General features: G+C 71.4%; 15 protein-coding genes. 8 read left to right on the top strand and 7 right to left on the bottom strand.

Translation table 11 applies throughout. From position 1 onward, the window contains the following. Window positions 1–21: 21 nt before the first annotated feature. Window positions 22–705, top strand: coding sequence for a DUF402 domain-containing protein (locus ACFQS2_RS15490; protein ID WP_377794339.1), 684 nt, complete (start codon window positions 22–24; stop codon window positions 703–705). A gap of 25 nt (window positions 706–730) precedes the next feature. Here ACFQS2_RS15490 and ACFQS2_RS15495 read toward each other — a convergent pair whose 3' ends face one another. Beyond that, the gene (locus tag ACFQS2_RS15495; protein ID WP_377794340.1) at window positions 731–2,503 is read right to left on the bottom strand and encodes an ATP-binding cassette domain-containing protein; all 1,773 of its coding nucleotides are present in this window, start codon (window positions 2,501–2,503) and stop codon (window positions 731–733) included. Between the two features lie 166 nt (window positions 2,504–2,669). On the opposite strand from ACFQS2_RS15495, the gene pepN reads away from it, so the two are divergent. Continuing rightward, a complete protein-coding gene (pepN, locus tag ACFQS2_RS15500) occupies window positions 2,670–5,267 on the top strand; it encodes an aminopeptidase N (protein WP_377794341.1) in 2,598 nt (865 codons plus the stop codon). Between the two features lie 23 nt (window positions 5,268–5,290). On the opposite strand, the gene ACFQS2_RS15505 is transcribed toward pepN, so the two are convergent. Beyond that, window positions 5,291–6,343: an iron-siderophore ABC transporter substrate-binding protein gene (locus ACFQS2_RS15505; RefSeq protein ID WP_377794342.1), complete on the bottom strand. Its 1,053-nt coding sequence runs from the start codon at window positions 6,341–6,343 to the stop codon at window positions 5,291–5,293. A 105-nt stretch (window positions 6,344–6,448) separates the two neighbouring features. Here ACFQS2_RS15505 and ACFQS2_RS15510 point away from each other — a divergent pair, with 105 nt between their 5' ends. Genes ACFQS2_RS15510 through ACFQS2_RS15525 form a run of 4 tightly spaced genes read left to right on the top strand, consistent with a single transcriptional unit; the run spans window position 6,449 to window position 10,058 of the window. Beyond that, on the top strand, window positions 6,449–7,555 hold the full coding sequence (locus ACFQS2_RS15510) for a FecCD family ABC transporter permease (RefSeq protein WP_377794343.1): 1,107 nt from the start codon (window positions 6,449–6,451) through the stop codon (window positions 7,553–7,555). Beyond that, window positions 7,552–8,622 carry a FecCD family ABC transporter permease gene (locus tag ACFQS2_RS15515; protein WP_377794344.1) on the top strand — a complete coding sequence of 357 codons (1,071 nt, stop codon included), beginning with the start codon at window positions 7,552–7,554 and terminating at the stop codon, window positions 8,620–8,622. Before ACFQS2_RS15510 ends, ACFQS2_RS15515 begins: the two co-directional genes overlap by 4 nt. Further along, window positions 8,615–9,565, top strand: coding sequence for a mechanosensitive ion channel family protein (locus ACFQS2_RS15520; RefSeq protein WP_377794345.1), 951 nt, complete (start codon window positions 8,615–8,617; stop codon window positions 9,563–9,565). The genes ACFQS2_RS15515 and ACFQS2_RS15520 overlap by 8 nt, the downstream gene beginning before the upstream one ends. A 16-nt stretch (window positions 9,566–9,581) precedes the next feature. Next, the gene (locus ACFQS2_RS15525; protein ID WP_377794346.1) at window positions 9,582–10,058 is read left to right on the top strand and encodes a globin; all 477 of its coding nucleotides are present in this window, start codon (window positions 9,582–9,584) and stop codon (window positions 10,056–10,058) included. A gap of 51 nt (window positions 10,059–10,109) precedes the next feature. On the opposite strand, the gene ACFQS2_RS15530 is transcribed toward ACFQS2_RS15525, so the two are convergent. Beyond that, window positions 10,110–10,640 (bottom strand): acyl-CoA thioesterase, encoded by a 531-nt coding sequence (locus ACFQS2_RS15530; RefSeq protein WP_377794347.1) that lies wholly within the window; start codon window positions 10,638–10,640, stop codon window positions 10,110–10,112. 68 nt (window positions 10,641–10,708) lie between these two features. Here ACFQS2_RS15530 and ACFQS2_RS15535 point away from each other — a divergent pair, with 68 nt between their 5' ends. After that, window positions 10,709–11,662 (top strand): acyl-CoA thioesterase, encoded by a 954-nt coding sequence (locus tag ACFQS2_RS15535; RefSeq protein WP_377794348.1) that lies wholly within the window; start codon window positions 10,709–10,711, stop codon window positions 11,660–11,662. Between the two features lie 34 nt (window positions 11,663–11,696). On the opposite strand, the gene glgP is transcribed toward ACFQS2_RS15535, so the two are convergent. Continuing rightward, a complete protein-coding gene (gene glgP, locus ACFQS2_RS15540; RefSeq protein WP_377794349.1) occupies window positions 11,697–14,288 on the bottom strand; it encodes an alpha-glucan family phosphorylase in 2,592 nt (863 codons plus the stop codon). A gap of 283 nt (window positions 14,289–14,571) precedes the next feature. Here glgP and ACFQS2_RS15545 point away from each other — a divergent pair, with 283 nt between their 5' ends. Further along, the gene (locus ACFQS2_RS15545) at window positions 14,572–16,113 is read left to right on the top strand and encodes a hypothetical protein (protein WP_377794350.1); all 1,542 of its coding nucleotides are present in this window, start codon (window positions 14,572–14,574) and stop codon (window positions 16,111–16,113) included. Window positions 16,114–16,284: 171 nt separating this feature from the next. Here ACFQS2_RS15545 and ettA read toward each other — a convergent pair whose 3' ends face one another. The 3 genes from ettA to ACFQS2_RS15560 all read right to left on the bottom strand — a co-directional run bounded on the left by ettA (window position 16,285) and on the right by ACFQS2_RS15560 (window position 19,960). Beyond that, window positions 16,285–17,967 carry an energy-dependent translational throttle protein EttA gene (gene ettA / locus ACFQS2_RS15550; RefSeq protein ID WP_377019089.1) on the bottom strand — a complete coding sequence of 561 codons (1,683 nt, stop codon included), beginning with the start codon at window positions 17,965–17,967 and terminating at the stop codon, window positions 16,285–16,287. A gap of 161 nt (window positions 17,968–18,128) precedes the next feature. Then, a complete protein-coding gene (locus ACFQS2_RS15555) occupies window positions 18,129–18,830 on the bottom strand; it encodes an HAD family hydrolase (protein WP_377019088.1) in 702 nt (233 codons plus the stop codon). Further along, window positions 18,827–19,960 carry a PDZ domain-containing protein gene (locus ACFQS2_RS15560; protein WP_377794351.1) on the bottom strand — a complete coding sequence of 378 codons (1,134 nt, stop codon included), beginning with the start codon at window positions 19,958–19,960 and terminating at the stop codon, window positions 18,827–18,829. Before ACFQS2_RS15560 ends, ACFQS2_RS15555 begins: the two co-directional genes overlap by 4 nt. Between the last annotated feature and the right edge of the window lie 70 nt (window positions 19,961–20,030).

Genomic DNA, 20,030 nt, shown 5'->3' on the forward strand with positions numbered 1-20,030 from the left:
GCCGGACGGTACGGGGCGTCCGTGGAGGCCGATCCGGCCGGGATCACCACCATGTCTTGCACCCCGCGCTGGTCGCCCGGCGACCAGGTGACCTGGACCTACTACACCCCACAGCACCCGACCCGCACCGTCCGCCCCGGCACCGTCGTGCTGGACGACGACCGCGGCATCGTGGTCTGGATCGCGCCCGGCACCGAAGTGCTGCTGCCGGTCCTCGAATCCGGGGCGGCGCTGCGCCGCGCCGGGGACGAGGGCATGTTCACCGCCCCGCGCCTGCAGTCCAAGCAGCTGTGGACCGGCAACGGCATCCTCATGATCGGGCTGCCCGAGAAGCCGTACTCGGTGTGGCTGTTCTACAAGGACGACGGCTCGCTGGGCTGCTACTACGTCAACCTCGAGACCGCGTACGAGCGCACCGACGAAGGTGTGCGCACCCGGGACCTGGTGCTGGACCTCGTGGTGCTGCCGCGCCGCGACTGGCACTACAAGGACGAGGACGAGCTCGAGGGCGCCGAGCGCACCGGATACTTCACTCCCGAGGAGGTCGAGGAGATCCGGGCGGCCGGCCGTGAGGCCGAGCAGCACATCGCCGAGTGGACCTACCCGTTCTCCGCCGGGTACGAGTACTTCTTCCCGGACCCGTCGTGGCCCCTGCCGACGCTGCCGGAGCACTACACCTGGGATCTGGACCTGACGCAGCGGTGAGGGGTCGTGCGCTCAGCGCGGACGCTCAGCCCAGCTGCTGCGCGAAGATCTCGGAGAAGCGGGTTCCCGGAGCGGCAAGCTGCTCGAAGCTGCCGGACTCGAGCACGCGCCCGTGGTCCAGCAGGTAGATGCGATCCATCCCGCGCAGGGTCCAAGCCCGATGGGAGACGACGATCGTGATCCGGCCGGCGGCGCTCTCCCGCAGCTGGGCGAAGACCTCCTGCTCGGCCTCGGCGTCGATCGCCGACGTCGGCTCGTCGAGGATCCTGACCCCGGCATCGCGCACGTGGATGCGCGCCAGGGCGATCCGCTGCCACTGCCCGCCCGAGAGGCCCACCCCGTCGAACTGGGGCCCGAGCATCGTGTCCAACCCGCGGGGCAGACGCTCGACCAGTGAGCGCGCGCGGGCCGCCTCGAGCGCCTGCCAGATCTCCTCGTCCTCCACGTCCCAGCGCGGGGTGCCGAGTGCCACAGCCTCGCGCACGGTCATCTCGTAACGACCGAACTCCTGGGTCACCAGAGCGAAGCGCGAGAACCTCTCCGGCAGGCTCAGCTGCGAGGCATCGGCCCCGTCGAGCTGCACGAGGCCGCCGTCGAGCTCGACGATGCCCAGCAGAGCGCCTACGAGCGTGGTCTTCCCGGCGCCGTTGATGCCGACCAGCGCGATCATCTCGCCCGCCTCCGCGTGGAGGCTCGCGTCGCGCAGCGCAGGGGTCGAGGCGCCGGCATACGTGACGGTCACCTCACGGATGTCGAGTCGCCGAACTCCCGGGGCACGACCGTCCTGCTCCCGCTCACCGGCAAGGTTCTCCTGCTCCCGGAAGCGGGCGACCTTCGGGGCGACGGAGATGACGTCGCCGAAGGCGAAGCCTGCTCCGCGGGTCGCCTGGAGGCCGGCGATCACGCCCAGCACCCCGGCGCTCAGGCCCGCGGTTCCGCCGCCCTCGGCGAGCACTGCGATCAGGGCCCCACCGAGCAGGCCCGCGGTGAGGGCTCCGCCGATCAGGTCACCGCGCATCAGCCGGGCATAGATCTGGTCATTGTGCGCGGTGAACCGGGCATGGGCCGCGGCCGCGGCCGCGGCGTCGGCGACCTTCGGCCCCGACCCCAGCGTCGCGAGCTCCGTGGCGGTCCGAGCGCCGACCAGCTGCTCGAGCAGATAGCGGAATCGTGCTCCATGCTTCGCACCGACCTCGAACTGTGCGTCCTGCACTCCCGCGGACCATGCGAAGTTCACGAGGCTCGGAATCAGTGCCAGCACCACCAGCACCGCCGCGAGCGGGGAGAACGGCCAGATCGCCGCCCCGAGGGTCGCCGCCGCGAGCAAGGAGGCGACGGCGCTGATCACGGAGCCGGGAGCCCGAGAGAGCTCGAACGTGCTGGTGCGACACCCGTCGAGCAGAGCGTGGATTCGGGGATCGGCGATCTGACGCGGATCGAGCCGGGCCGCGGTGCGGGCCAGCCGCGTGTTGAGCTCCCGCATCAGACGGAGACTCGCGCGCTGGCCCATGAGGTTCTCCGCGCTGGAGACGATCTGTGCGAGTCCCACCAGCATCGTCAGCAGGAGGACGGGGACGAGCGCAGAGCGCCACGACCCTGCGTCCGCTGTCTCCACCAGCCAGGCGACGGCACGGACCTGCGCGGCCGGGACCAGGGCGAGCAGGAGAGAGGTCGCGGCGGTCAGGGCGAGCCAGCGGGGGCTGCGGCGGGCGGCTTCGGCAAGACTCCAGCCCGCGCCGGCGAGGATCGTCCGGAGTCCGACGGCACGCGGTTCGGCGTCCGTCCTCTCCCTCGACATGTCGCGGACCTTACCCGCGATTCGGCACGACGGGCCCGTGATTTAGTGTGCCGGTGCCGAACGTGGGCGGGTACGCGCCAGGCATCGTGCCGCGGTTGCTCAGCCGAGATGCTCTCGAGACCTCGTTCCCCCAAGCGGTGCGCGCGCCGGTGGCAGGATGGAGAGCATGTCAACCGAGAACCTCACGCGCGACGAGGCCCGCGGCCGCGCCTCGTTCCTCAGCACCGATTCCTACGAGATCCGCCTGGATCTGACCACCGGCCCGGAGAACTTCCGCACCGAGACCACCATCCGCTTCTCCTCCGCCGAGGCCCGCGAGACCTTCGTCGACCTGATCGCGAAGGAGGTCCACGAGATCGAGCTCAACGGCGAGCTGCTCGAGGATCCCGGCTCCCGCTTCGACGGTGCCCGCGTCCGCCTGCCCGCCCTGGCCGAGGGCGAGAACGTCGTGCGCATCCTCGCCGACGGGAACTACATGAACACCGGCGAGGGCCTGCACCGCTTCGTGGACCCGGTCGACGACGAGGTCTACCTGTACACCCAGTTCGAGGTCTCCGACGCTCGCCGCATGTTCGCCTGCTTCGAGCAGCCGGATCTCAAGGCCACCTTCCGTCTGACCGTGACCGCTCCGGATCACTGGCGGCTCATCTCCAACGCACCCACCCCGCAGCCAGCCCCGCTCGAGGGCCGCGACGGGGCTGCCACGTGGAGCTTCGAGCCCACCGAGCGGATCTCCACCTACCTGGTCGCGCTCATCGCCGGCAACTACCAGGGCGGCACCGGCGAGATCACCTCGCGCGACGGCCGCATCGTGCCGATGGGCGTGTTCGCCCGCGCCTCGCTGGCCGAGCACCTGGACGCCCAGAACGTCATCGACGTGACCAAGGCGGGCATCGACTTCTACGAGGAGGCCTTCGATCAGGACTTCCCGTTCCCCAAGTACGACCAGGTCTTCGTGCCGGAGTACAACATGGGCGCGATGGAGAACCCCGGGGCCATCACCTACGTCGAGACCTACGTGTTCCGCTCCGAGGTCTCCGACGCGATCCGCGAGCGGCGCGACCTCACCATCCTCCACGAGCTCGCCCACATGTGGTTCGGCGACCTGGTGACGATGCGCTGGTGGGACGACCTGTGGCTGAACGAGTCCTTCGCCGAGTACGCCTCCACGCTGGCCAGCGCCGAGGTCACCCGCTGGGCCGACGCCTGGACCACCTTCGCCGTCTCCGAGAAGGCCTGGGCCTACCAGCAGGACCAGCTGCCCTCGACCCACCCGATCGTCGCCGACATGGTCGACTTCGACGCCGTGGAGACCAACTTCGACGGCATCACCTATGCCAAGGGCGCCTCGGTGCTGCGCCAGCTGGTCGCCTACGTCGGCCGTGACGCCTTCTTCGCCGGAGTGCGCGCCTACTTCGCCAAGCACGCCTGGGCCAATACGGAGCTGACGGACCTCCTGGTCGAGCTCGAGGCCACCAGCGGCCGCGACCTGAGCTCCTGGGCGCAGCTGTGGCTGCAGACCGCCGGCGTGAACACGCTGCGGCCACTTATCGAGCGGGACGCGGGCAGCTCAGAGCGGGACGCGGGCAGCTCAGAGCGGGACGACAGCGGCGTGGTGACACGCTTCGCCATCGCCCAGAGCGCTCCGGAGGAGCACCGCACCGTGCGCCCCCACCGTCTGCGCGTGGCGGGCTTCTCGCTCCAGGACGGCGCGCTCGTGCGCACCGACGAGGTGGAGCTGGACGTGGACGGTGAGCTGACCGAGGTGCCGGAGCTGACGGGCAGACGCGCCGATCTGTGGCTGCTCAACGACGGCGACCTCGCCTATGCCAAGGTCCGCCTCGACGACGCCTCGCTCGCGGTCGCGATGGACAACCTCCGCACGCTCGACGACTCGCTGGCCCGCACGCTGCTGTGGTCGGCCGCGTGGGACATGGTGCGTGACGGCGAGCTGCCCAGCGGCCGCTATCAGCAGCTGGTGCTGGCCAACATCACCGGTGAGGCATCCTCGTCGGTGGTGCGGACCCTGCTGCAGCAGCTCGAGGCCGTGGCCGGGCCCTACGCCGCCCCGGCCCGACGCGCGGAGCGGACCGCCGCCGCGGCCAGCGCCCTGTGGGAGCTGGCCCGGGCCGCCGAGGCCGGCAGCGACGCCCAGCTGCAGTTCGTAGAGTCGTTCGCGCGACTGGCCCGGACCGAGGAGCACCGCGCGATCCTCGAGTCCCTGCTGGAGGGCAGCGTGGAGCTGCCCGGCCGCACGATCGACACCGACCTGCGCTGGAAGCTGGTGATCGCCCTGGCCGTCCTCGGCGGCATCGACGAGGCCGGGATCGACCGCGAGCTCGCCTCGGACGACACGCAGTCCGGCCGCAAGAGCGCCCTGACCGCGAAGGCCGCGCTGCCGACCGCGGAGGCCAAGGCGGAGGCATGGCGTCTCACCGTCGAGCAGGACACCCTGGCCAATGAGTCGATCACCGCGGTGATCCAGGGCTTCTCCCGCGTGAGCGACGAATCGCTGATCGCGCCGTACCGGGACCGCTACTTCTCGATGATCGAGAAGGTGTGGGAACGTCGCTCGACGGAGATCGCCAACCGCATCGTGCGGGGCTACTTCCCGTCCTCCTACGGCGGCCAGAGCGTGCTGGATGACGCCGACGCGTGGCTCGCCGACGCCGAGGAGGCCGCCTTCGGACTGCGTCGCATCATCATCGAGGGACGGGACACCGTGGCCCGGCAGGAGCGGGTGCGCGCCGCCGACATCGAGTGACGGCGACCGAGGAGGCGCTCGGCTCAGGCGCCGAGCGCCTCCTCGATCTGGGGAACCATCTCCTCGAGGGCGTACTGCATCGACAGCACCGAGCCCAGCGAGTAGGCCGAGGCCAGGTCGCCGTCGATGACCAGGGCGCGTCCGTCGGCGACCGCCGGGATCTGCTGCCACTGCGGGTCCTCGGAGATCTCCGTGGTCTCGATGTAGATCGGGAAGGCGACGACCAGGTCCGCATCGAGCAGGTCGAGCTGCTCGGAGGAGATGTCGGCCGAGAAGCCGGAGGCGCCCGCCTCCAGCTCGGCCACGGACGTGGCCAGCACGAAGCCGAGATTCTCGAGGAACTCCACCCGCTCGGTGCCGTCGATGTAGGCGCCCCAGCCCTCGGAGGTGCGGGTCGCCGCCGAGACGCTGCGACCCTCCCACTCGGGGTGGTCGGCGGCGGCCTGCTCGAACTGGGCGTCGAGCTCGCTCTGGAGCCGCTCGCCCTCGTCGGGCAGGCCCAGCGCCTGGGCGATCATCTGCAGCTGCTGCTCGGTGGTGGTGAGGTAGTTGTCGCCCCCGTCGGGCACGCCGACGGTGGTGGCGATCTGGCTCAGCCGGTCGTAGCGCTCCTGGTCCCCGGAGCTCTTCACGTCCAGGATGAGATCGGGTTCCAGCGCCGCGATCGCCTCGAAGGACGGCTCCAGGGTCTCGATGAGCGTCGGCGCCTGGTCGTACATCCCCTCGGCCCAGGGGCCGACGCCCTCCCCGCCGAAGGCCAGCCAGTCGGAGGCGCCGACGGGCTGGACGCCCAGGGCGAGCGCGGTCTCGGCATCACCCCAGCCCAGGGCGACGACGCGCTGGGGCGGGGCCTCGACGGTGACGGGGCCGAACTTGGTGGCGATCTCGGTGGGGAAAGCGCCTCCGCCGCCGTCGGACGCACCGGAGCCGGACCCCTCGCCCCCGCCCGAGTCGCTGCAGGCGGCCAGTGCGAGCCCCGTGCCTCCCGCGAGAACGGCCAGCAGGCCCCGGCGAGAGAGCCGCGGGCGCTGTGAGATCTGGCGGGACAGAGGGGTCTGAGAGAGCTGAGGGATCATGGTGGCTGCTCCGTGGGTGTGAAGGTGGTCCGGCACGAACCGTCGCTAAGGCTACCCTTACCTCAGCATGAGCCGACAAGCCCCCGACGTCTCCGGAAGCAGACTGTGAGCGGACCCTCCTCCCCCGCCCTCCCGCGGCGCCCGCGCCCCGGGACCGTTCCATCGCGCCCGCGGGCAGCCGTCGCACTCGTCCTGGCCCTGGTCGCCCTGGCACTGCTGTGCGCCGCGAGCCTGTATATCGGGTCGCGCCTGGTCCCGCCCGCGACCGTCGGGCGGATCCTGCTCGATGCGGCCACCCACGTCGGCTCCGAGGAATCGGTCCAGCAGCGTGCCGACGCGCTCGGGATCGTCGTGCAGGACTACTCGGCCGTGGCCTCGCTCCGGGTGCCGCGCACGGTGATCGCCCTGGCCGCCGGCGCCGCGCTGGGCCTGGCCGGGGCGCTCATGCAGGTACTGACCCGCAACCCGCTCGCCGAGCCGGGGATCCTCGGCGTCAACGCCGGGGCGGCCTTCGCCGTCGTGCTCGCCATCGTGCTGGTGGGCGCCTCCTCCCCCGCGGCGTTCGTGGCGGCGTGCCTGGTGGGGGCCTTCGTCGCGACCCTGGCCGTGTTCACCATCGGCACCCTGGGCGCCGGCGTCATCACCCCGGAGCGGCTGACCCTGGCCGGGGTCGCGCTCGGTGCGGTGCTGGCCGGGCTGACCTCGGCCTTCCGCCTCTCCGCGCCGCGCGAGTACTCCATCCTGCTGATCTGGGAGAGCGGCGATCTCTCCCAGCGCGGCTGGGACACGGCCGCTCCCTCCCTGCCGGTCGCCGCGGCCGGCGTCGTGCTCGCCCTCGCGCTCGCGGGTGCGATGAACGTGCTCTCCCTGGGAGAGGACATGGCGGCCTCTCTCGGCGCGCACGTCCAGCGCACCCGGATGCTCATGGTCCTCGCCATCACCCTGCTGGCGGGCTCGGCCACCGCTCTGGCCGGCCCGATCGTCTTCCTGGGTCTGATGGCTCCCCACGTGGCGCGCTGGACCGTCGGCCCCGACCAGACCCGGCTGCTGCCGCTGGCGGCGCTGCTGAGCGCCGCGATCATGGTGCTGGCCGACGTGCTCGCACGCGTGGTGCTGTGGCCCGGCGAGGTGCCCGTCGGCATCGTCACCGCGCTGATCGGCGCGCCGGTGCTGATCGTGCTGGCCCGGCGCCGACGAGCGAGCAGCATATGAGCGCCCCCGACGCCTCCGCACGCACCGGGGCCCCGCGCCGCAGGCGCCATGTGGCCGTGTGCGCCGTGCTGACCGCGCTCGCCCTGGCCATCACCCTGGTCTCCCTCTCCCGCGGCGACTATCCGCTGGATGCCGGCCAGCTGTTCGAGGCGCTGACCGGCCGCGGGGACTTCGCCTCCACGATCGTGCTGCAGTGGCGGCTGCCGCGGTCGCTGGCGGCGATCGTCTTCGGGGCGGCGCTGGCGCTGTCCGGGGCGACCTTCCAAACCCTGACCCGCAATCCGCTCGGCTCGCCCGACGTGCTCGGATTCTCCACCGGTGCCTACACGGGCGTGCTGGTGCTGACGCTCGCGGCCGGCGGCGCCGCCTCGGGTGCGCTGGGCGGCGCTGCGACCATCGTCGGAGCCCTGGCCGGCGGCCTGGGCACCGCGGTGGTGGTCTACCTGCTGGCGCGGCGCGACGGCCTCCAGGGGTTCCGCCTGATCGTCGTCGGCATCGGGATCTCGGCCATGCTGCACGCGGTGAACGTGTGGATGCTGCTGCAGGCGCAGGACGAGGTGGCGATGGCCGCGAGCATGTGGGGCGCGGGATCGCTGTCGCTGATCGACTGGCCCGCACTGCTTCCCGTGCTGGGGCTGCTCGTACTGGCGGTGCCGGCGCTGATCGTCTGCGTGCCGCTCATGGCCCAGCTCGAGCTCGGGGACGACGTGGCCACGGTCCACGGCGTCGGCGTGGAGCGGAGCCGCCGCCGGATCCTGCTGCTCGCCGTGATCCTGGTCGCGGCGGTGACCGCTCTGTCGGGCCCGATCGCCTTCGTCGCCCTGTCCGCGCCCCAGCTCGCCAAGCGCCTGGTGCGCGGGACCGGGATCCCGCTGGCTGCGAGCGCCGCCATGGGCGCCGTGCTGCTCGGAGGCGCGGACCTGGTGGCGCAGCACGTGCTGCCGACCGCGCTTCCCGTCGGCGTGGTCACCATCGTCCTGGGTGGGATCTACCTCGTGGGGCTGCTGCTGGCTCCCGCCCTGCAGACACGATCCACCCCCGGGCGTTATCGTCAGGGGCATGCCTGACGAACCCCTCGATCCCGGTCGGCTGCTGGCTGCTCCCGGCGCCGACGAGGCCGTGTCCATCGCCGATTCCCTGATCCAGTGGGTGCTGACCAGCGGCGTCCGTATCGTGCTGATCCTCGTGGCGGCCGCGCTGGGCAGCCTCGTGGTGACGTGGCTGCTGCGGCGCTTCTTCCGCACCATGGTCGAGTCATCCTCGAAGCTGACGAACGTGGCCGGCGCGGTCGTCAAGCGCGACCCGCGCTCGCTGAAGGCCGCCCAGGCCCGCCGCGAGCAGCGCGCCGAGACCCTCTCGAACGTGGCCCGCAACGTGGCCCACATGGTCATCTGGGCCGTGGCGCTGGTGATGATCCTCTCCGAGATCGGCGTGGACATCGCCCCGGTGATCGCCTCCCTCGGCGTGATCGGCCTCGCCGCCGGCATCGGCGCCCAGACCATCATCCGCGACATCGTCGCCGGCATCGTGATGCTCTTCGAGGACATCGTCGCCGTGGGTGACTTCGTGGACATCGAGTACGCCAGCGGCACCGTCGAGTCCATCAACCTGCGGGTCACGCAGGTGCGCGCGATCGACGGCGTGCTGTGGACCGTCCGCAACGGCGAGATCATCCGCATCGGCAACATGTCCCGCGGCTACTCCAACGCCGTGGTGACCCTGGACATCGACGCCGGCGCGGACGACGACCGCGTCACCGAGGTGCTCGAGAAGGTCACCGGCGAGCTGGCGACGGACCCCGACTGGGTGGAGATCATCCAGAGCCCGGCGGACATCAGCGGCATGCTCGACGTCGACGGCAACCGCTACCAGCGCCGCATCATCATCCAGGCCGCCCCCGGCGAGCAGTGGACGCTCGAGCGCGAGCTGCGCGGGCGGATCCGCGTCGCCTTCGCCGAGGCCGGCATCGACTTCGCCATGCCCCGCTTCGGCGAGACCCTCAAGCCCTGATCGCGAGCACCCCCACATGACCAGCGAGCCCAGCGAGAGCACACCGCCCAGCGCGAGCACACCGCCCGAGCCGGTCAGCTTCTACGAGGCCGTCGGCGGTCACGACACGTTCGTCGCCCTGGTGGACCGGTTCTACGCGGGAGTGGCCGAGGATCCGCTGCTGCGGCCGATGTACCCCGAGGAGGACCTCACCGGGGCGAAGGAGCGGCTGCGGACCTTCCTCGAGCAGTACTGGGGCGGGCCCAAGACGTACGGCGAGCAGCGCGGCCATCCCCGTCTGCGCATCCGTCACGGACCGTTCCCCGTCTCCCCGGCCGCCCGGGACGCCTGGCTGAGGCACATGCGCGAGGCGGTGGTGTCTCTCGAGCTGGCCCCGCAGCACGAGGAGACGCTGTGGGAGTACCTCGAGCGGGCAGCGCACTTCATGGTCAACACCGACGACGGCGGCGAGGCACCCATGTCGGGGCAGTCCGTGCCCACGCGCCTGACCTGAGGCGCACACCGCCGGGCAGGACGGATCGAGTCCGGCGGAGCGGCCGGCGCGTCAGTCGCGGAAGACGAGAGGCTGAGCGGCGAACTCCTGCAAGCGCCGACGGGAGTCGTCGTCCAGTCGCACCGGGGCGCCGCTGTCGGCGTCGACCATGACCACCACGGTGCGGGCGCGCGCATAGGGCGCCTGACCCTCGGGATCCTCGCGCGTGAGCACCAGGTAGTCCACGGACAGGCTCGCCCCGCCGATGCGGGAGAGCCACAGCCGCACCACCGCGCCGTCGCGCCGGTGCCCCATCGAGCGGACGTACTCGATGCGCTGGGAGGCGATCACGGTGCCGACCGCGGAATCGGTTCCCCCGCCCGGAAGCGCGGCCACCGGCGCCGGTGCCCCGAGGGCGATCTGGTCGTCGGGCGCCTTCCAGAAGGCGGCGATGCGCGCTTCCTCGAGCAGCCGCACCATCGCGGCGTTGTTCACGTGCCCGTAGGCGTCCAGGTCCGTCCAGCGGACGGCGACGGGGATGTCGATCGGCGAGGACGCAGAGGAGGGAGCCGACGACGAGGACGGAGACGGAGAAGAAGCCATGGTCACCATCGTATGACCAGCGCCTCCGGTGACGCTCCCGCACACCGCAGCCCAGTACGATCGAGGACATGACCACGCCGTCCGCACCCGAGAATCCCCGGCACGATCCAGCGGCCGTCGCGTCGGGCCTGATCGACCTGCTCGATCTGCGCGCGATCGATCTGGATCCCGCCTTCTCCTCCCCCGCCACCGTCGCCGCCTACGAGGGCGACTCGTCGCCGCAGCCCGGCGGTCACGTCTTCGGCGGCCAGGTGATGGGACAGGCGGTCACCGCCGTGGGCCGTACCGCCCCCGCGGGCCGCCGCATCCACTCGATGTACTCCTATTTCCTCGCCCCCGGAGATCCGGACCATCCGATCCGCTTCCAGGTCGACGCCCTGCGCGACGGCGGCTCGTTCTCGGTGCGTCGCGTCCTGGCCACACAGCCGGGCCGCACCGCCGAGGAGGGCGAGCGCACGATCCTGGCGATGACCGCCTCGTTCCAGGAGCAGCAGGAGGGACTCGAGCACCAGGAGCGGGCCCCGCAGGCTCCCGATCCGGAGGGCCTCCCCACCACGGCGGAGGTGCTGTCCGGGATCGATCATCCCGTCGCCCAGTACTGGTCCACCCAGCGCCCGATCGACATCCGGCACGTGACGGACCCGATCTACTTCCGGCCGGACACCAATGCGGCCGGCTCCGACGCGCAGATGGTGTGGATGCGCACGATCGCCCCGATCGAGGCCGAGCCGCTGCTGCACGATGCGATCCTCGCCTTCGCCAGCGACTACACGCCGTTCGAGCCGATCCTGCGCCGGCAGGGACTGAGCTGGATCACCCCGGGCCTGCGGATGGCGACGATCAACCACGCCATCTGGTGGCACCGCCACATCGACGCCAACGAGTGGCTGCTCTACGTCCAGCGCTCGCCCTCGGCCTCCGGCGGGCGCGGCCTCACCCATGGTCAGGTGTTCGACCGGGCCGGCGACCTCGTCGCGACGGTGACCCAGGAAGGCATGATCCGCGTCAAGACCGGCGACTGACTCAGCTCCCGCTGCCGGGACGGTGGAAGCCTCCTCAGGCGGTGGCGACCAGTCCCAGCTCCGCGCGTGAGGACAGCACCGGATGCTGCGGGGTGACCCGCACGGTGTACCCCACGTCACCGGGGACGGTGAGCGCGAACCGGGCGGCCCAGCGACGATCGTCGGCGCGCTGCAGCGGGATCAGCTGGGGCTCGGCGATCTCGCCGTCCGGACCGATCGGCCCCAGCACCGCCTCGACCACCACGTCCTCGTCCCGCAGGCCGCCGAGTTCGATGTCGGCCAGCAGCGTGACCTCGCCGCCGGTGGCGACCACTCCGCCCTCGTCCTCGCGCGCGCCCTCGAGCGCCACGTCGGTCACGGCGACCTTCGGCCAGGCCTCCTGGACGTCGGCCTTCCACGAGGTGAACGAGCCGGCCAGGGTCGGATCCGCGACGAAGGCCGAGGCCGCGCGAGCGGCCGGGAGATAGAGGTCGGTGACGTAGTCGCGGACCATCCGGGCAGCGGTGATCTGCGGGGCGATCGTGACCAGGGAGGAGCGGATCTTCGTCAGCCAGCCGTGCTGCATGCCCCGGGCGTCGCGCTCGTAGAACAGCGGCACGATCCGGCTCTCGAGGATCTCGTACAGCGCCTCGGCCTCGAGCCGATCGCGCTCCGACTGCTCGGGGACGTGCGCGGTGGGGATGGTCCATCCGGCCTCGTCGTCCTTCATCTCGTCCCACCAGCCGTCGGAGATCGAGAAGGTGAGCCCGCCGTTGAGCACGGCCTTCATCCCCGAGGTCCCGGAGGCCTCCTCGGGTCGGATGGGATTGTTCAGCCACACGTCCGAGCCGGCGATCAGCACGGAGGCCATCCGGATGTCGTAGTCGGGCAGGAAGACGATGCGGTGACGGACCCCGTGGTCGTCGGCGAACCGGACCAGCTGCTGGAGGAACTCCTTGCCCGGCCGATCGGCCGGGTGGGACTTGCCGGCGATGATGATCTGGACCGGGCGCTCGGGGTTCAGCAGGATGCGCCGCAGCCGCTCGGGGTCCGAGAGCATCAGCGTCAGGCGCTTGTAGGTCGAGACCCGTCGGGCGAAGCCGATGGTCAGCGCGCCGGGGTCGAGGATGTGATCGGTCCAGGCCAGTTCGGCCTCGTCGGCCCCTCGGCTCAACCAGGAGTCCTTGACGTGGGTGCGGGCCATGTCGACCAGGTCCGCGCGCAGGGTGTCGCGGGCCTCGGTGAGCTCGTGATCGGTCAGCGTCGCCAGGGCGCTCCAGTCGCTGAGGGAGGAGACGTCCACGTCGCCGAGGGCCTTCTTGAACAGGTCGTCCATGGGGGCCGAGGTCCAGGTGCGCCGGTGGACGCCGTTGGTGACCGAGCCGATGGGGATCTCGGGGACGTCGAAGCCCGGGTAGAGGTCCTGGAACATCGCGCGGGAGACGGCCCCGTGGAGCTCGGCCACCCCGTTGGCACGCTGAGCGGTGCGGAAGCCCAGCTGGGCCATGTTGAAGATGTCTCCGCCCTCCTCGATGCCGAGCGCCAGAGCGGCCTCGACCGGGAGCGAGGGGATGAGATGGGAGATGCCGTTCTCGTCGGCGCCGAGGTAATGGCGCAGCTGGCCCGCCTCGAACCGGTCGATGCCGGCCGGCACCGGGGTGTGCGTGGTGAACACCGTGCCGGCACGCACCTCGCTGACCGCCTCGGCGAAACCGGCGCCGGACTGCATGAGCCGGCCGACGCGCTCGAGGCCGGAGAAGCCGGCGTGGCCCTCGTTGAGGTGGAACACGCTCGGGGCGGGGAACCCGGTGGCCGCGACGTAGGCGTCCACGGCGCGCACCCCTCCGATGCCGAGCACGATCTCCTGGACGATCCGGTGCTCGTGATCGCCGCCGTAGAGCCGGTCGGTGATCTGGCGGGCCTCGTCGTCGTTGACCTCGACGTTGGTGTCCAGCAGCAGGAGCGGGGCGCGGCCCACCGATGCCTGCCACAGGGCGATGGCGACCTCGCGGTCCCCGGGCAGGGTCACCGCGACGCGCAGCTGCTGCCCGTCGGCGCCGCGGACGGGCTGGACGGGGAGCTGATCGGGATCGTTGAGGCGGTAGTTCTCCTGCTGCCAGCCACTGCGGTCCAGCGACTGCGAGAAGTAGCCCCACTGGTAGAGCAGGCCGACGGCGACCACGGGCACCCCCAGGTCCGACGCGGACTTCAGGTGGTCCCCGGCCAGGATGCCGAGGCCTCCCGAGTAGATCGGGAGCGTCGGGGTGATGCCGAACTCCATGGAGAAGTAGGCGACGGCCGGGGTCCCGGCGGCGGAATTCGGCGCGGACCCGGAGCCCGATCCGGGCACGGTGCGCTGGAACCAGCGACCGGAGTCGAGGTAGGTGCGCAGGTCGCCGACCTCGGAGCGCATCTTCGCGAGGAAGGACTCGTCACGGGCGGCTTCGGCCAGGCGGCCGGCGGGGACCCGGGAGAGCATCCCGATGGGATTCTCCCCGCTGGCGGCGAACGCCTCGGGGTCCAGCGAGCGGAACAGGTCCAGGCACTGGCGGCGCCAGGTCCAGCGGAGGTTGAAGGCGAGTTCGCGCAGAGGCTCGAGAGCGGCCGGGAGCTGAGAGGACACCGTGATCGTGGAGATCGGCTTCATGCCTGCACGGTACCGGAGATCCGAGCGCTCGCTTGCACCCCTCGTGCGGCCCCCGTCGTCCCCGCCCGACGGCATTCCAGCGCTGCGGCCTGCAGTGATACTCGCAGAGCCGGTGGTACGACCGCAACGATCGGATCCGCGACTGCGCGCCTCGCACGAGTCCTCTGCCCGTGCCGGGGCGGCCCCCGGAGCCAGCGACGAGCCGCCGGCGGGCTCCGCCTGCGAGAATGGATCGGCATCGCGGGGCGAGGCCGTCTCTCAGCCGAACACGTGGAGGGGACCGATGGGGAGCGACACCCGGACCGGGGAGATCCCGGAGGACACCGTGGACCTCCGGGAACGACGCGACCCGGTGCGCACACTCCTGCGTGCTGCCGCGCGCGGCGAGCAGGGCGCCGCCGCCTCCCTGGTAGACGTGCTGGGCCCCCGCATCCATGGACTGGCGGTGCACGTGACCGGCTCCTCGGCCCGGGCCGAGAAGCTGACCGTCTCGGTGCTGCGGTCCTGCCTGGCCGACGCCGGCGAGCTCGCTGCGAGCGGCCTGCCCGGCGAGGTCGCCGTGCTGGACCGTGCCCGGCGCGCATGCGTGGCCACGCGCCCCAGCGGGGACGTCCGCTCCCTGGTGGCGTCGGACCCCGCCGACGAGCGCACCCGCGATCGCCGGGAGAACGAGGTCCTGCGTGTCCTGTTGAGATTGCCGGCGAGCCACCGTGCTCTCGTCGAATCCGCTGCCCAGGGGCGCTTCGACCACACCGGGAGCCGGCGCTCGGAGGCGGCCGAGGTGCTCGCCGGAGTGCTGGATCAGCTGGTCCCGCTCGGCGGACCGGTCCACGCCGAAGCGCAGACCCTCTCCGCGCTGGACGCGCTGGCGCTGGCCGATGAGAGTGAGCGCCGGCGGCTGCAGGAGCTCAGCAGCTCCCCCGCGATCTCCGCTGTGCGCCGCCGTGCCATCGAGGCCGCGGCCCAGTTGACCCTGCTGACCGCGATCGTGCCCTCCCGTGATCTGCGACCGCCGGTGCTGGAGGGTGTCGGGCCGGGGCCGCAGCCGCAGCCGAAGCCAGCGCCGCAGCCGGAGCCTGCGTATCGCGGTGACTACGCCACGCCGGTGCTCGGCACCGACTCGCAGCGCCGCGTCGTCGGCCCGCCGGCGATGCCCGGCTCCCTCCACACCATCTCCGCGGCCTCGTCCGCCTCGCCGCAGACGCCCACCACGGACGCCGCGCCCCCGGGCGACGATGCCCGGCCGACGCCGGCGCCCGCCTTCAGCTTCCGTGACGGCGGCTCGCCGGCGGCCCGAGGAGCCTCGGGCAAGCGCCCTCGGCCGGAGCACGGTGACCGGCCCGCCCCGCGCGGCGTCCCCTGGTTCTCGCGTGCGATCGCGGCGCTCGCGCTGATCGGCGCTCTGCTGCTGGCGTGGTTCCTTCTCGACGCGCGACGGGAGCTCGCCGCCGCGCACGAGTTCACCTCGACCTGGACCGAGCTCAGCGTCGAGCCCGAGGCCGTGCTCGTTCCCGGCCTCAGCGACAACGGCAGCTGGCAGGCCGTGATCACCGCGGACGCCATCGCGCTGCGGGCCGAGGGCGTCTCGGGCTATGAGGGCGAGGTCCTCCAGCTGTGGGGCGAGCAGGACGGGGTGCCGACGGATCTCGGTGTGCTCGAGCTCGGCCGCGACGGGCTGGTGCGCGCCACCCTCGCGGAGACTGCCGAGAGTCTGGTCGTCACCCGCGAGATGGCACCGCGGAACAGGTCCGGCACGCCGTCCGAACGGGTCGTGGCGAACCTGGATCCGGAGCTGACCGCGGATCCGGCGCCGCTCGGCGACTGACGGCCGCTCCTCGTGCGGCGATGAGTGGGCCGGCGGCCGGTGGACGGGCCGTGGACCCGATGCACCGGCCGACGGACGACGGCGCCCGGCGGTGCGGTCCCCGCAGGGACGCACCGCCGGGCGCCGTGGTCTCGGCCTCGTGGACCGCAGTCCCTCGCGGGTGCCGCGGAGTCAGTCGCGCGTCAGGCGACGGTAGGTCACCCGGTGCGGGCGGGCGGCGTCCTCCCCGAGTCGCTGGATCTTGTTCTCCTGGTAGGCCTCGAAGTTGCCCTCGAACCAGTACCAGTTCGCGGGGTTCTCCTCGGTCCCTTCGTAGGCCAGGATGTGGGTGGCCACGCGGTCGAGGAACCAGCGGTCGTGGGAGACGACCACGGCGCAGCCGGGGAACTCCAGCAGGGCGTTCTCCAGCGAGCCCAGCGTCTGGACGTCGAGGTCGTTGGTGGGCTCATCGAGCAGCAGCACGTTGCCGCCCTGCTTGAGGGTCAGCGCCAGGTTCAGGCGGTTGCGCTCACCGCCGGAGAGCACCCCCGCCTTCTTCTGCTGATCCGGGCCCTTGAAGCCGAACTGGCTGACGTAGGCGCGAGAGGGGATCTCGACCTTGCCGACCTGGATGAAGTCCAGCCCGTCGGAGACGACCTCCCAGAGGTTCTTCTCCGGATCGATGTTCTCGCGGTTCTGATCGACGTAGCTGATCTGGACGGACTTGCCGATCTTCAGCTCACCGCCGTCCAGCGGCTCCAGGCCCACGATGGTCTTGAACAGCGTGGTCTTGCCGACGCCGTTGGGACCGATGACGCCGACGATGCCGTTGGGCGGCAGGGAGAAGGAGAGCCCGTCGATGAGCACGCGCTCGCCGAAGCCCTTCTTCAGGTCCGTACCGTCGATGACCTGGTTGCCCAGGCGCGGCCCCGGCGGGATGGTGATCTCCTCGAAGTCGAGCTTGCGGGTGCGCTCGGCCTCCGCGGCCATCTCCTCGTAGCGGGCCAGACGGGACTTGGACTTCGCCTGACGCCCCTTCGCGCTGGAGCGGACCCACTCGAGTTCGTCCTTGAGTCGCTTGGCCAGCTTGGCGTCCTTCCGGCCCTGGACGGCGAGCCGCTCCTCCTTCTTCTCCAGGTAGGTGGAGTAGTTGCCCTCGTAGGGGTAGAGGTGGCCGCGGTCGACCTCGGCGATCCACTGGGCGACGTGGTCCAGGAAGTACCGGTCGTGGGTGACGGCGATGACGGCGCCCTCGTACTGCTGGAGGTGCTGCTCCAGCCACAGCACGCTCTCGGCGTCGAGGTGGTTGGTGGGCTCGTCCAGCAGCAGCAGATCCGGCTTCTCCAGCAGCAGCTTGCACAGCGCCACGCGGCGCTTCTCGCCGCCGGAGAGGTGGGTGACGGGCTCGTCGCCGGGCGGGCAGCGCAGCGCATCCATGGCCTGCTCGAGCTGGGAATCCAGGTCCCAGCCGTTCGCGGCGTCGATGTCGGTCTGCAGCGTGCCCATCTCGGCCATCAGCGCATCGAAGTCGGCGTCGGGCTCGGCCATCTCCTCGCCGATGGCGTTGAAGCGCTGGACCTTGCGGAACAGGTCGCCCAGCCCCTCCTGGACGTTCTCCAGGACGGTCTTGGACTCGTCCAGCGGGGGCTCCTGCAGCAGGATGCCGACGCTGTATCCGGGCGAGAGGCGGGCCTCGCCGTTGCTGGGCTGATCGAGCCCGGCCATGATCTTCAGGATCGTCGACTTGCCGGCGCCGTTGGGGCCGACCATGCCGATCTTCGCGCCCGGGTAGAAGCTCATGGTGACGTCATCGAGGATGACCTTGTCGCCCACGGCCTTGCGGGCCTTGTACATGGTGTAAATGAACTCTGCCAACTCGTTGTCCTGTTCGGAGGGTTCTGTGCGGAGGAATTCGGGGATCGGCCGGCGCGCCGCAGCTCGGCGCCGCACGGGACGTGTCGCGGTGTCCGACTCTACCCGCATCGGGTCGAGCTCTCCCCGGTGACGGTGAGCCGTGCCACCGGTCTCCGTGGGGCTCAGTCCAGCGGGACGCCGCGCTCGGTGAGCACGCGACGGGCCATGGTCGCCCCGTGCTCGGGCGGCTCCGACCCGGCGGGCGGCTGCTCGCCGTTGCGGGGCCACAGGTGCGCATCGATGCCCAGCGCCCGGGCCGCCTCGACGTTCTCGGCGCGGTCGTCGAAGAAGATGACGGCCGAGGGGATCGACACTCCCCCGGTCTCGTGGGCGAGCACGTCCAGCAGCATCTCGTAGATCTCCCGGTCGGGCTTGACGGCCCGCTCCTCGCCGGAGATCACGGCGAGCGTGAAGGCCTCGAACCAGTCGGTGCGCCGCACCGCCTCACCGAAGGCCTGGGAGGCGTTGGACAGCAGCGCCAGGCGCACCCGGTTGCGGGCGAGATCGTGGATCAGCGCCCGGGAGGCGGGGTCCAGCTGCAGGAAGTAGCGGTCGTCGACGTCCTGGAGCTCGGCGACCTCGTCATCGCTGAGCTGGTCGATGCCGGCCGCGGCCGCCACGGCGCTCCAGTACTGCGACGGCGTGCTCGCGCCGCGGTCGTAGGCGGGGCGTCGTTCCCACAGCTCCCGGCGCACGGCCTCGATGTCGCCGCCGAGGAGGTCGTGGACGTCCGGGACCGGGTCGTGCCCGGCACTGAGAACTCCTCCGAAGTCGAAGACGACGGTCGGTTTCGGCGGTGTGCGGCGTCGGTTTCGCTTGCTCATCGGTCCTTGTGGTCCTCACAGGTGGGCAGGCCGTCGGTGGTGCCGGTCTCGGCGATCGTCTCGGTCGCCTCCAGCGCCTCGTCGAAAGTGGACACGGCGACGACCTCGAGCCCGTCGGGCTCATAGCCCACCACCTGATCGCAGTTCTCCGCGGGGGCGAGGAAGTACTCGGCGTCGGAATCGTGGGCGCCGACCATCTTCTGGCGGATCCCGCCGATGGGGCCGACGGCGCCGTCGGCCGAGATGGTGCCGGTCCCTGCGATCTCGTGTCCGCCGGTGAGGGCGCCCGGGGTGAGCTCGTCGTAGACGGACAGCGAGAACATCATGCCGGCGCTGGGGCCGCCGATCTCCCCGACGCCGATCTCGACGTCCATCGGGAAGTCGTAGCCCTTGGCGAGGACGACGCCCATGCGGGGCTCTCCCTCGACCATCTCGGTGGGGACCTCGAGGTCGGTCTCCTCCCCGTCGCGCCGCACGGTCACCGCCACGGGCTCGCCCTCGGGCGTGGCGGCGGCCAGCTCCTGGTAGCCGGCGACGTCCTCGGCGCTCTCGCCGCCGATGGAGACGACGACGTCCCCGGGCTCGAGGACCCCGTCGGCCGGGGTGCCCTCCTCGACGCCGGCGATCATCACCACGGGCTCGTAGTCGACCCCGACCTCGTCGAGGGCGACGGCGACGGCGCCCTGCTGCGACGTGCTCATCGAGACGGTGTTGGTCAGGGTCGTCTCTTCACGGGTCTGGCCCTCGGGGAAGAGGAGTTCCCGCGGCATCACGGACCGGGTGCGGTCGAACCAGGAGGCGACCACCTCGACGGGAGTGACCCGGTAGCCGGGACCGCCGTCGACGGAGACGGTGGTCATCATCAGCGATCCGTCCGTCGGGTGGGTCTGGGTGCCCGTGATCTCGAGGACCTGCTCGTCCTCGTACTCGCCGAGCACGTCGATCGCCGGGCCGGGTCGTTCGATCACGTAGGGCACCGGCATCAGGGAACCGCCCAGGATCATCAGGCACAGCAGCGCCATCGAGACCAGGGCGAGCCGCGGGCGGGCCAGCTGGGCGTCGTCGACCGAGCGCGAGATCGCCGAGCGGACCCGCTGGAGGCGGGCAGGCCGGGGCTGGTCGTCAGTCACCCGGACATTGTGCCCCACGCTCCTCGTCCCTCCCGCGCTTCCCGCTCGCCCCGGTTCCCCACTCACCCAG

Origin of the sequence: Brachybacterium sp. GCM10030267, assembly GCF_042666875.1 — a bacterium.
Taxonomy (GTDB): Bacteria; Actinomycetota; Actinomycetes; order Actinomycetales; family Dermabacteraceae; genus Brachybacterium.